This window comes from Streptococcus sp. 27098_8_113, from assembly GCF_041432545.1.
Lineage (GTDB): Bacteria > Bacillota > Bacilli > Lactobacillales > Streptococcaceae > Streptococcus.
On record NZ_JAPVZU010000001.1, the window covers coordinates 112,475 to 125,630 of the forward strand.

The window sequence follows — 13,156 nt, forward strand, 5'->3', positions numbered from 1 at the left end:
GTGCATAGAGAGGAAAAAAATGAAGGAAAAAGAGTTTCGCCGAAATATGGCAGTCTTTCCCATAGGTAGCGTTATGAAGTTGACGGACTTATCTGCCCGTCAGATTCGATATTATGAGGAGCAAAACCTCATCACTCCCCTTCGGAATGAGGGCAATCGCCGAATGTATTCCCTGAATGATATGGACCGCCTTTTGGAAATTAAGGATTATATTTCTGAAGGTTATAATATCGCTGCTATCAAAAAGAAATATGCTGAGCGTGAAGCTAAATCCCACAAAACGATTAGCGAAAAGGAAGTCCGTCGAGCTCTCCACAATGATATTTTACAGCAAGGTCGTTTTGGCTCTTCTCTGCCAACCTTTGGTCACATGCGTCGACCATAAACTATTTTTTAAAACTATAAGGAGTTACCCATGCCCATTACAGCAGCTGATATTCGTCGCGAAGTAAAAGAAAAAAACGTCACTTTCATCCGTCTGATGTTCTCTGATATTTTGGGAACCATGAAAAACGTTGAAATTCCAGCAACGGATGAGCAGCTTGAAAAGGTCTTATCAAATAAGGCTATGTTTGACGGTTCGTCTATCGAGGGATTTGTTCGGATTAATGAATCTGATATGTATCTTTATCCTGATTTGGATACTTGGACAGTTTTTCCTTGGGGAGATGAAAATGGCAGTGTAGCAGGCTTGATCTGTGATGTTTATACGACAGAACATGTTCCCTTTGCAGGAGATCCTCGTAGCAACCTTAAGCGAGCTCTCAAACATATGGAAGCATTGGGCTTCAAGTCTTTCAATCTTGGTCCTGAGCCAGAATTTTTCCTTTTCAAATTGGATGAAAATGGTGATCCGACACTGGAAGTGAATGACAAGGGGGGCTATTTTGACTTGGCGCCGACAGACTTGGCAGACAATACTCGTCGAGAAATTGTCAATGTTTTGACTAAGATGGGATTTGAAGTAGAAGCGAGTCACCACGAGGTAGCAGTTGGTCAGCACGAGATTGACTTTAAGTATGATGAAGTGCTTCGCGCTTGTGATAAGATTCAGATTTTCAAGTTGGTGGTGAAGACCATCGCTCGTAAGCACGGCCTCTATGCGACTTTCATGGCTAAGCCCAAGTTTGGTATTGCTGGTTCTGGTATGCACTGCAATATGTCCCTCTTTGACCAAGATGGAAATAATGCGTTTTATGATCCAGAGGATCCAAAAGGAATGCAGTTGTCTGAGACAGCCTACTATTTCTTGGGCGGTTTGATTAAGCACGCCTATAACTATACGGCTATCATGAATCCGACTGTCAACTCTTATAAACGTTTGGTGCCTGGCTTTGAAGCGCCAGTTTACATCGCTTGGGCTGGGCAAAATCGCTCACCTTTGGTTCGAGTACCGGCATCGCGCGGCATGGGAACTCGCTTGGAGTTGCGTTCAGTAGACCCTATGGCTAATCCTTATATCGCTATGGCGGTGCTCTTAGAAGTGGGACTGCATGGAGTGGAAAATAAAATCGAAGCGCCAGCTCCAATTGAGGAAAATATCTATGTGATGACAGCTGAGGAGCGCAAGGAAGCCGGTATTACAGACCTGCCATCTACCCTCCACAATGCCCTTAAGGCTTTAACTGAAGATGAGGTCGTCAAGGCAGCTTTAGGAAACCATATTTACACTAGCTTTGTTGAAGCCAAGCGGATTGAATGGGCTAGCTATGCGACCTTCGTTTCCCAATGGGAAATTGATAATTATTTGGACTTATATTAATGAATTCTAGAACAGGGCTTGAAAAAGTCCTGTTTTTGTATGGAAACAAGATATTTTCAGTTTTTAAATGTTGTATTTCCAATCTTTTTCATGCTTTTGTATCCAGAATGTACGGGGAAAACTTGTAAAATATATTTAAAAGTGATACACTTAAAGCATAAAAACACGAAAGGCGAATAATAAAATGTCAAACAAGTTGTTATATTCGGGAAAAGCAAAGGATATTTTTGCGACAGAAGATGAGCAGGTGATTTTGTCCCGCTACAAGGATCAGGCGACTGCTTTTAACGGTGTCAAAAAGGAGCAAATTGCAGGTAAGGGAGTGTTAAATAATCAGATTTCAGCCTTTATCTTTGAAAAGTTGAATGCTGCCGGTGTAGCAACGCATTTTATCGAGAAAATCTCAGATACAGATCAGCTCAATAAAAAAGTTGACATTATTCCTTTGGAAGTTGTGCTCCGCAACTACACAGCTGGTTCCTTTTCAAAACGCTTTGGTGTGGAAGAAGGCATCGCATTTGAGACTCCGATTGTCGAATTTTACTATAAAAATGATGATTTGGATGATCCTTTTATCAATGATGAGCATGTGAAATTCCTAAAGATTGCGGATGACCAGCAGATTGCTTACTTGAAGGAAGAAACGCGTCGTATCAATGAACTTTTGAAAGCTTGGTTTGCTGAGATTGGTCTTAAATTGATTGACTTTAAGCTAGAGTTCGGTTTTGACAAAGATGGCAAGATTATCTTGGCAGACGAATTTTCACCAGACAACTGCCGCTTGTGGGATGCGGATGGCAACCACATGGACAAGGATGTTTTCCGTAGAGGACTAGGTGAATTGACAGACGTTTACGAAGTTGTTTGGGAAAAGTTGCAGGAATTGAAATAACAACCTAAAGGCTGTTTGGGAACATTGCAAGAGATGAAATAAAGGAATAAGAATTGATGGATAAACGTATTTTTGTTGAGAAAAAGGCTGATTTTCAGGTCAAATCAGAGAGTTTGGTAAGAGAACTCCAGCACAACTTGGGATTGTCAACTTTGAAAAGTATTCGCATTGTACAGGTTTATGATGTCTTTGATTTGGCTGAGGACTTGTTTGCACCTGCAGAGAAGCACATCTTCTCTGAGCAGGTGACAGACCATGTCTTGGACGAAGCAGCTGTGCAAGCGGATCTTGCCAACTATGCTTTCTTTGCCATTGAAAGCCTGCCAGGGCAGTTTGACCAACGTGCAGCATCTTCGCAAGAAGCCTTGCTTTTGCTGGGGAGTTCGAGTGATGTGACAGTCAATACCGCTCAACTTTACTTAGTCAATAAAGATATTGATGCGACTGAGTTGGAAGCGGTCAAGAACTACCTGCTAAATCCAGTGGATTCTCGTTTCAAGGACATCACGACAGGGATTGCCAAGCAGGAATTTTCAGAGTCAGACAAGACCATTCCTAAATTGACTTTTTTTGAAAGCTATACAGCAGAAGACTTTGCTCGCTACAAGGCCGAACAAGGGATGGCTATGGAAGTGGACGATTTGCTCTTTATCCAAGACCACTTTAAGTCAATCGGACGCGTGCCAACTGAGACAGAGCTCAAGGTTTTGGACACTTATTGGTCTGACCACTGCCGTCACACGACTTTTGAGACCGAGTTGAAAAATATCGACTTCTCAGCTTCAAAATTCCAAAAGCAATTGCAGGCGACTTATGACAAGTATATTGCTATGCGTGATGAACTAGGTCGGTCTGAAAAGCCACAAACCTTGATGGATATGGCGACTATTTTCGGTCGTTATGAGCGTGCTAATGGACGTTTGGACGACATGGAAGTGTCAGACGAAATTAATGCTTGCTCGGTCGAAATCGAAGTGGATGTCAATGGTGTGAAAGAGCCATGGCTTCTCATGTTTAAAAATGAAACCCACAATCACCCAACTGAGATCGAACCGTTCGGTGGAGCGGCTACCTGTATCGGTGGAGCCATTCGTGACCCATTGTCAGGCCGTTCATACGTTTACCAAGCTATGCGTATCTCAGGCGCTGGTGATATTACAGCTCCGATTTCGGAAACGCGTGCTGGTAAATTGCCACAACAAGTCATTTCTAAAACAGCGGCTCACGGTTACTCTTCTTATGGGAACCAGATTGGTCTTGCGACGACATACGTTCGTGAATACTTCCACCCAGGCTTTGTAGCCAAACGCATGGAGCTTGGTGCCGTTGTTGGGGCTGCTCCCAAGGGCAACGTTGTCCGTGAAAAACCCGAAGCGGGCGATGTGATTATCCTTCTTGGAGGCAAGACCGGCCGTGATGGTGTCGGTGGTGCGACAGGGTCTTCTAAGGTTCAAACAGTTGAGTCTGTAGAGACTGCCGGTACTGAGGTTCAAAAAGGGAATGCCATCGAAGAACGCAAGATTCAGCGCCTTTTCCGTAATGGGGATGTCACTCGTCTCATCAAGAAATCCAACGATTTTGGAGCAGGTGGTGTCTGTGTGGCTATCGGTGAATTGGCAGATGGTCTTGAAATCGACCTCAACAAGGTTCCTCTTAAATACCAAGGCTTGAATGGTACAGAAATTGCTATCTCTGAATCACAAGAACGGATGGCAGTTGTGGTGCGTCCTGAGGACGTAGATGCCTTCGTTGCGGAATGTAATAAAGAAAATATTGACGCTGTTGTGGTGGCGGCAGTAACTGAAAAACCAAATCTTGTCATGCACTGGAATGGTGAAACCATTGTCGACTTGGAACGCCGTTTCCTTGATACCAATGGTGTGCGTGTCGTTGTTGATGCCAAGGTTGTGGACAAGGATGTCAAGCTTCCAGAGGAGCGTACAACAAGCGCTGACACACTTGAAGCTGATACCCTTGCGGTTCTATCTGACTTGAACCATGCGAGTCAAAAAGGCTTGCAAACCATCTTTGACTGCTCGGTTGGTCGTTCAACTGTCAATCATCCACTTGGCGGTCGCTACCAACTCACTCCAACTGAGGCATCTGTGCAAAAATTGCCAGTTCAACACGGTGTAACTCACACTGCGTCAGTCATGGCTCAAGGATTCAACCCTTATGTGGCAGAATGGTCTCCATACCACGGTGCGGCCTATGCGGTTATCGAAGCAACCGCTCGTTTGGTTGCTGCTGGTGCCAACTGGTCCAAGGCTCGTTTCTCTTACCAAGAGTATTTCGAGCGCATGGATAAACAAGCTGAGCGTTTTGGTCAACCAGTAGCAGCTCTCCTAGGCTCTATCGAAGCACAAATCCAACTTGGCTTGCCATCTATTGGTGGGAAGGACTCTATGTCTGGCACCTTTGAGGAATTAACCGTACCACCAACCTTGGTTGCCTTTGGGGTGACAACGGCGGATAGCCGTAAGGTGCTTTCTCCAGAGTTCAAGACTGTTGGTGAAAACATCTACTACATTCCAGGTCAAGCCCTCTCTGCAGAAATTGATTTTGAACTTATTAAGTCTAATTTTGCTCAGTTTGAAGCCATTCAAAAAGCTCATAAGGTGACGGCGGCTTCAACTGTCAAATACGGTGGTGTGGTTGAAAGTTTGGCTCTTGCTACCTTTGGGAATCATATGGGTGCAGAGGTGACCTTGCCTGAACTTGCAAGTTCTTTGACAGCTCAATTAGGCGGTTTTGTCTTCACGTCTCCTGAAGAAATCGTTGGAGTGGAGAAGATTGGTCAAACAAGTGCAGACTTTGCTCTCCTTGTCAACGGTGTGAAGCTAGACGGACAGAAACTTGACAGTGCTTTCCAAGGAAAACTGGAAGAAGTTTACCCAACAGAATTTGCTCAAGCTAAAGAATTGGACGAAGTTCCAGCTGTCGCTTCTAACGCAGTCATCAAAGCCAAAGAAACTATTGAAAAACCTGTGGTTTACATCCCAGTCTTCCCAGGTACCAACTCAGAATATGACTCAGCTAAGGCCTTCGAAAAAGAAGGTGCAGAGGTCAACTTGGTGCCATTCGTGACACTCAATGAAGAAGCCATTGTCAAGTCAGTTGAAACCATGGTTGACAACATCGGTAAGGCTAACATCCTCTTCTTTGCAGGTGGATTCTCAGCTGCGGACGAGCCAGATGGTTCCGCTAAGTTTATCGTCAACATCCTTTTCAATGAAAAAGTACGTGCAGCCATTGATAGCTTTATCGCTCGTGGTGGCTTGATTATCGGTATCTGTAATGGATTCCAAGCCCTCGTAAAATCAGGCCTTCTTCCATACGGGAACTTTGAAGATGCCAGCAGTACCAGCCCAACTCTCTTCTACAATGATGCTAACCAGCACGTGGCTAAGATGGTGGAAACCCGTATTGCAAATACCAACTCACCATGGTTGGCTGGTGTTCAAGTGGGTGATATCCACGCTATTCCTGTATCGCACGGTGAAGGGAAGTTTGTCGTGACGGCTGAGGAATTCGCTGAGCTCCGTGACAATGGACAAATTTTCAGCCAATACGTGAACTTTGAAGGCAAACCAAGCATGGATTCTAAGTACAATCCGAATGGTTCAGTCAACGCTATCGAAGGAATTACCAGCAAGAACGGCCAAATCATCGGTAAAATGGGACACTCAGAACGTTATGAAGACGGTCTTTTCCAAAACATCCCAGGGAATAAAGACCAGCATCTGTTCGCGTCAGCTGTGCGTTATTTCACAGGGAAATAAAAGGTATAAAAAATGACATACGAAGTAAAATCTCTTAATGAAGAATGTGGCGTTTTTGGTATCTGGGGGCATCCAGATGCTGCTAAAATGACCTATTTTGGGCTCCACAGTCTTCAGCACCGTGGTCAGGAGGGGGCAGGGATCCTCTCCAATGACCATGGACAATTGAAGCGCCATCGTGATATGGGGCTTTTATCAGAAGTCTTCAGAGATCCTGCTAATTTGGATAAATTGACAGGGACTGGAGCGATTGGACACGTGCGTTATGCGACTGCGGGAGAAGCTTCTGTAGACAATATCCAACCTTTCCTTTTCCGCTTTCATGATATGCAGTTTGGCTTGGCTCATAATGGAAATCTGACCAATGCAGAATCTCTCAAGCAAGAATTAGAACAAAGAGGCGCGATTTTCAGCGCGACTTCGGACTCGGAAATCTTGGCTCACTTGATTCGCCGTAGTCACAATCCTAGCTTGATGGGCAAAATCAAGGAAGCACTTAGTCTTGTCAAAGGTGGCTTTGCTTATATCTTGCTGTTTGAGGACAAGCTGATTGCTGCCCTTGACCCTAATGGTTTTCGTCCTCTTTCGATCGGAAAAATGGCCAATGGAGCAGTCGTGGTTTCATCTGAAACCTGTGCCTTTGAAGTAATCGGTGCTGAGTGGATTCGCGATGTGAAACCAGGAGAGATTGTCATTGTTGACGACAATGGTATCCAGTACGATAGTTATACGAATGATACTCAGCTCGCGATTTGCTCTATGGAGTATATCTACTTTGCCCGCCCTGACTCCAATATCCATGGTGTCAATGTCCATACAGCTCGGAAACGTATGGGTGCCCAATTAGCGCGTGAATTTAAGCATGAGGCGGATATTGTGGTCGGTGTGCCCAATTCTTCACTCAGCGCAGCCATGGGCTTTGCGGAAGAATCCGGTCTGCCAAATGAGATGGGTCTTATCAAGAACCAATACACCCAACGCACCTTTATCCAACCAACTCAAGAATTGCGGGAGCAAGGGGTGCGGATGAAACTGTCTGCTGTTTCAGGTGTTGTCAAAGGCAAACGTGTGGTCATGATTGATGATTCCATTGTTCGTGGGACAACCTCTCGCCGTATCGTTCAGCTTTTGAAAGAAGCGGGGGCTTCTGAAGTTCACGTTGCTATTGGCAGTCCAGCGCTAGCTTATCCATGTTTCTACGGGATTGATATCCAGACGCGTCAGGAGCTGATTGCTGCCAATCATACGGTCGAAGAAACTCGCCAAATCATTGGAGCGGACAGTCTGACCTATCTTTCTGTTGAGGGATTGATTGATTCGATTGGGATTGAAACGGATGCGCCGAACGGTGGTCTCTGTGTCGCTTACTTTGACGGCGACTACCCAACTCCTCTCTACGACTATGAGGAAGAATATCGTAGAAGTTTGGAAGAAAAGACCAGTTTTTACAAATAGGCGGATAACGATTTTCCATTAAAGGAAAGGAAGAGAAGATGACGAATAAAAATGCTTATGCACAATCTGGTGTGGATGTTGAAGCGGGTTATGAAGTTGTTGAACGGATCAAAAAGCACGTGGCTCGTACGGAGCGTGCAGGTGTCATGGGAGCTCTTGGTGGTTTCGGTGGCATGTTTGACCTTTCAAAAACAGGTGTCAAAGAGCCGGTCTTGATCTCAGGGACTGACGGTGTCGGAACTAAGCTCATGCTGGCCATCAAATACGACAAGCATGATACCATCGGTCAGGACTGTGTGGCCATGTGTGTCAATGATATCATCGCTGCAGGTGCGGAGCCCCTCTATTTCCTCGACTATGTGGCGACAGGGAAGAATGAACCAGCTAAACTAGAACAAGTCGTTGCTGGTGTGGCAGAAGGTTGTGTGCAGGCTGGTGCTGCCCTCATCGGTGGAGAAACGGCTGAAATGCCTGGTATGTATGGGGAAGATGACTATGATTTGGCTGGTTTTGCGGTCGGTGTGGCTGAAAAATCTCAAATTATTGACGGTTCAAAAGTAGCAGAAGGAGATGTGCTTCTCGGACTCGCTTCAAGTGGTATTCACTCAAATGGCTACTCACTCGTCCGTCGTGTTTTTGCGGACTACACAGGTGAGGAAGTTTTGCCAGAATTGGAAGGCAAGAAACTCAAGGAAGTTCTTCTGGAGCCGACTCGTATCTATGTCAAGGCTGTCTTGCCACTCATCAAGGAAGGCTTGGTAAACGGTATTGCCCACATTACAGGTGGCGGCTTTATCGAGAATGTCCCTCGTATGTTTGCAGCTGACTTGGCTGCTGAGATTGAGGAAAGCAAGGTTCCAGTCCTTCCAATTTTCAAAGTCCTTGAAAAATACGGTCAGATCAAGCATGAAGAAATGTTTGAAATCTTCAATATGGGCGTAGGACTCATGTTGGCAGTTAGACCTGAAAATGTAGATCGCGTTAAGGAATTGTTGGATGAACCAGTCTATGAAATTGGTCGCATCGTCAAGAAAGAAAACGAAAGTGTCATTATCAAATGAAAAAAATAGCGGTTTTTGCCTCTGGTAATGGCTCAAATTTTCAGGTGATTGCCGAAAAATTTCCAGTGGAGTTTGTCTTTTCAGACCATCGTGACGCCTATGTGCTAGAGCGTGCAGAAAAGCTTGGTGTCCTGTCCTATGCTTTTGAACTCAAGGAGTTTGAGAACAAGGCAGACTACGAAGCAGCCCTTGTCGAACTCTTAGAAGAGCACCAGATTGACTTGGTTTGCCTCGCCGGCTACATGAAAATCGTTGGGTCAACCTTACTTGGAGCCTACGAGGGGCGTATTATCAATATCCATCCAGCCTACCTGCCCGAATTTCCGGGAGCTCATGGGATTGAGGATGCTTGGAATGCTGGTGTTGCTGAGAGCGGCGTTACCATTCACTGGGTGGACTCCGGTGTAGATACAGGCAAGGTCATCAGACAAGTCCGTGTGCCACGGCTGGCTGATGACACCATCGAAAGCTTCGAAGCTCGCATTCATGAGGCAGAGTACAAGTTGTATCCAGAAGTGCTGGAGAGTTTTGGAGTAGAGAGGAAATTATGAAAAAATCACAAGCCAAAGGATATTTATTAGAAATTGTACTGGCTAAGTTATTAAAAGTTAACGGATATGATTTAGTAACGAGTACCGATAATGAGATTGTAAATTTACCTAGGAATGGTTTAAATGTCAAGGGAAGAGGTGGTTATCATCAATTTGACTCTTTAGGAACGTTCCGTATCACGCCACCATTTGTATATCCTATACGTTTATTTTTAGAGGCTAAATTTTATACAAATAAGGTTGGCATAGATAGAATTAGAATGGGAATAGGTATTCTACAAGATGTAAATACTAATTATTCCACAGTTGAGATGACAAGTGAAGAGTTAAAGCTACCTAAATATAATTATAATTATGCTATTTTTTCTACATCAGGATTTACAGATGATGCTCAAAGATTGGCCATAGCTCATAAGATTTATTTAATGGATTTATCATCTGGCTATTACAATTGGATTAGAGATTTTATAAATCAAATTGTAGATAGATGGTTTGACATTAACGGGATTCGTGGTGAAGATATTAGCGGCGATATTTTTAATGGTTTCAAAGAGGATTTTTCTAGGTGGATTAATAATTTAAGTTATAATGAACTTTATAGATGGTTTTATTTCGATATTCAACAATCAGTTGTGAATGAATTTGTAAACCAAATGCAAAATGTTAGAAGTATTTATATAGCGAGTACAAAGAGTTCACAAATTATAGCACTGGTACCTGATGATGATGAAGACTTTCGTGAGTCGCTACGTAGAAACCCACATCAAGAAGTAACTATCACAAGGAATGAAAATGAGAATGATGTATGGATAGTTAGACCAACTGGAAATTATGATCGATATAGACTTACATTTCAATTACCATCAGTTATTCGAGAGTATATTTTCGATAACTCAGCAAATCAAGATGAGAGCGCTTATAACGCAAAAAGAACAAGTTTTGGGATGCTATCGTTTATTGCTTATCTAGATGATAGACATCCTACTTTGTGTACACTAAAATTCAATGAAAACGCAACGAGACGTTTGGTAGGTCGCTATAATCAACGATTAAGATTGGAGAATAATAATGACTAAACGCGCACTGATCAGTGTCTCAGACAAGACAGGCATTGTAGAATTTGCGAAAGAGCTGAAAGCTCTGGGCTGGGATATCATCTCAACCGGTGGGACCAAGGTTGCCCTTGATAGTGCTGGGGTAGAGACCATTGCTATTGACGACGTGACTGGTTTTCCAGAAATGATGGACGGTCGCGTCAAGACCCTCCATCCAAATATCCACGGTGGGCTCTTGGCTCGTCGTGACTTGGACAGCCACTTGGAAGCGGCTAAAGATAATAAGATTGAATTGATTGACCTTGTGGTGGTCAATCTCTATCCTTTCAAGGAAACCATCCTTAAGCCGGGTGTAGAGTATGCAGACGCGGTTGAAAACATTGATATCGGTGGACCATCTATGCTTCGTTCAGCAGCGAAGAACCATGCCAGCGTAACAGTTGTAGTAGATCCTGCTGACTATGAAGTGGTGCTTGACGAATTGGCAGCAAATGGCGAAACAAGTTACGAAACGCGTCAACGTTTGGCGGCCAAGGTTTTCCGTCACACAGCAGCTTATGATGCCTTGATTGCAGAATACTTCACAGCTCAAGTGGGTGAAGAAAAACCTGAAAAACTCACTTTAACCTATGACCTCAAACAAGCCATGCGCTATGGGGAAAATCCTCAACAAGATGCCGATTTCTACCAAAAAGCTTTGCCGACAGATTATTCTATTGCTTCGGCAAAACAGCTCAACGGGAAGGAATTGTCCTTTAACAATATCCGCGATGCGGATGCGGCCATTCGTATCATCCGTGATTTCAAAGAACGTCCAACCGTTGTGGCTCTCAAACACATGAACCCATGTGGTATCGGTCAGGCTGATGACATCGAGACTGCTTGGGACTATGCTTATGAGTCTGATCCAGTGTCTATCTTTGGTGGAATCGTCGTTTTCAACCGTGAGGTAGATGCTGCGACAGCTGAGAAGATGCACGGTGTTTTCCTTGAAATCATCATCGCACCGAGCTATACGGATGAAGCGCTAGCCATTTTGACCAATAAAAAGAAAAACTTGCGCATCCTTGCCTTGCCATTTGATGCTCAAGATGCTAGTGAGGTAGAGGCAGAATACACAGGTGTAGTAGGTGGACTTCTGGTGCAAAACCAAGACGTGGTCAAAGAGAGCCCAGCTGACTGGCAAGTGGTGACCAAACGCCAGCCAACCGAGACAGAAGCAACTGCTCTTGAATTTGCTTGGAAGGCTATCAAGTACGTCAAATCAAACGGGATCATCGTGACCAATGACCACATGACACTTGGTGTTGGCCCTGGTCAAACCAACCGTGTGGCTTCTGTTCGTATTGCGATTGAACAAGCTAAAGACCGTCTTGACGGCGCCGTCCTTGCTTCTGATGCCTTCTTCCCATTTGCGGATAATGTGGAAGAAATTGCTAAGGCCGGTATCAAGGCCATCATCCAACCTGGAGGATCAGTCCGTGACCAAGAATCCATCGAAGCTGCTGACCAATATGGCTTGACTATGGTCTTCACAGGAGTGAGACATTTTAGACATTAAGAAGATTTATATTGGAGAATATGCTTAGATCTTTTCTCCAATTTTTTGCGCAAAAAAACTCCCAAAAGAATGAATATATCATCTTTTGGGAGTTGATGTTTAAAAGGGCTTAACAGAATTAGAAAGAAAGTCCACTTTGGAAAGCGCTGAGTTTTTGTTTAGCTACTTCGTTGATTTGATCGATAGCAGCATTGATAGCTTGGCTAGTCAGATCAGACAGAGTTTCCATATCTTCTGGGTCTACGATAGCAGGCTGAAAGTCAATTTTAACAACCTTTTTATCACCAGTAAGAGTTGCTACAACTAAATCTTGGCTAGATTTTCCAACAAATTCAGTTGCGGCTAATTCTGCTTGAGCAATGTCCATTTCTTTTTTAAGTTTTTGGGCTTGCTTCATCATGTTTTGCATATTCATCATAAGATTTTCTTTCCTTTCTCTCGCAAGGGCTGAGCCCCTTAGTAATCTTCACTCTTCAATTATATCATTTTTTGGAAAAGTGGCAAGAAGAACATTTCTAGAAGGTTTGACAAAGATTTAGCCTTTATAGTAGAATGGTCATGAATCTATATCCCAAGGAGAAGATAACTTGAAAAATAAGAAGATAAAAGCTTTGCTGTTGGTAGTGCTCTCATCCCTCTTCATCCTAATCGGCTGTAGTGGTAGCCCTAAAATTCAGGGGAAATGGAATGTGCAGGACGCTAGCGGTGAACAAACGACCATTGAAATAAAAGAGAAAACCATCATTATCAACGAAGAAGAGTATAAGTATACTCAAAATGCTGTTGGTTTTAAAAATGGGGTGAGTTATTATGGCCTGACTCGGAAAGATAATGGCAAAATATTTTCTATCGTCTTTCCTGAGAAAGATAAAAATGTTGCTATTATGCTAATTCCTGATTCAGACGAGGATTATCTCACAGGCAGTATGCTCTTTGCTATGAACCGCAAGGAAAAGCCGGATTATAAAAAATATGCAGAGAAATATTTTAATCTACGATAAAAGAAAAAGGCGCTGAATTTCAGCGTCTTTTAGGTT

The 13,156-nt window shown here is 43.8% G+C and carries 11 protein-coding genes; 10 read left to right on the top strand and 1 reads right to left on the bottom strand.

The window, feature by feature from the left end; translation table 11 throughout:
• The first annotated feature begins 19 nt into the window (after window positions 1–19).
• The 9 genes from O3644_RS00565 (at window position 20) to purH (ending at window position 12,119) form a co-directional block, all read left to right on the top strand.
• A complete protein-coding gene (locus tag O3644_RS00565; RefSeq protein WP_005591665.1) occupies window positions 20–385 on the top strand; it encodes a MerR family transcriptional regulator in 366 nt (121 codons plus the stop codon).
• Between the two features lie 30 nt (window positions 386–415).
• Window positions 416–1,762: a type I glutamate--ammonia ligase gene (glnA, locus tag O3644_RS00570; protein ID WP_005591666.1), complete on the top strand. Its 1,347-nt coding sequence runs from the start codon at window positions 416–418 to the stop codon at window positions 1,760–1,762.
• 184 nt (window positions 1,763–1,946) lie between these two features.
• Window positions 1,947–2,654, top strand: a complete 708-nt coding sequence (gene purC, locus O3644_RS00575) for a phosphoribosylaminoimidazolesuccinocarboxamide synthase (RefSeq protein WP_045500516.1) — start codon at window positions 1,947–1,949, stop codon at window positions 2,652–2,654.
• A gap of 56 nt (window positions 2,655–2,710) precedes the next feature.
• On the top strand, window positions 2,711–6,436 hold the full coding sequence (locus O3644_RS00580) for a phosphoribosylformylglycinamidine synthase (protein WP_371594801.1): 3,726 nt from the start codon (window positions 2,711–2,713) through the stop codon (window positions 6,434–6,436).
• Between the two features lie 12 nt (window positions 6,437–6,448).
• A complete protein-coding gene (purF, locus tag O3644_RS00585; protein WP_371594802.1) occupies window positions 6,449–7,891 on the top strand; it encodes an amidophosphoribosyltransferase in 1,443 nt (480 codons plus the stop codon).
• 38 nt (window positions 7,892–7,929) lie between these two features.
• On the top strand, window positions 7,930–8,952 hold the full coding sequence (gene purM, locus O3644_RS00590) for a phosphoribosylformylglycinamidine cyclo-ligase (RefSeq protein ID WP_371594803.1): 1,023 nt from the start codon (window positions 7,930–7,932) through the stop codon (window positions 8,950–8,952).
• Window positions 8,949–9,503: a phosphoribosylglycinamide formyltransferase gene (purN, locus tag O3644_RS00595; protein ID WP_371594804.1), complete on the top strand. Its 555-nt coding sequence runs from the start codon at window positions 8,949–8,951 to the stop codon at window positions 9,501–9,503. Before purM ends, purN begins: the two co-directional genes overlap by 4 nt.
• Entirely contained in the window at window positions 9,500–10,579 is a 1,080-nt protein-coding gene (locus tag O3644_RS00600) for a hypothetical protein (RefSeq protein ID WP_371594805.1), read from the top strand. The genes purN and O3644_RS00600 overlap by 4 nt, the downstream gene beginning before the upstream one ends.
• Window positions 10,572–12,119 (top strand): bifunctional phosphoribosylaminoimidazolecarboxamide formyltransferase/IMP cyclohydrolase, encoded by a 1,548-nt coding sequence (gene purH, locus O3644_RS00605; protein WP_371594806.1) that lies wholly within the window; start codon window positions 10,572–10,574, stop codon window positions 12,117–12,119. Before O3644_RS00600 ends, purH begins: the two co-directional genes overlap by 8 nt.
• Window positions 12,120–12,237: 118 nt before the next feature.
• Here purH and O3644_RS00610 read toward each other — a convergent pair whose 3' ends face one another.
• On the bottom strand, window positions 12,238–12,537 hold the full coding sequence (locus O3644_RS00610; protein ID WP_015605798.1) for a YbaB/EbfC family nucleoid-associated protein: 300 nt from the start codon (window positions 12,535–12,537) through the stop codon (window positions 12,238–12,240).
• 169 nt (window positions 12,538–12,706) lie between these two features.
• Between O3644_RS00610 and O3644_RS00615 the strand changes: the two genes are divergently transcribed.
• On the top strand, window positions 12,707–13,120 hold the full coding sequence (locus O3644_RS00615) for a hypothetical protein (protein ID WP_048764118.1): 414 nt from the start codon (window positions 12,707–12,709) through the stop codon (window positions 13,118–13,120).
• The last annotated feature ends 36 nt before the right edge of the window (window positions 13,121–13,156 follow it).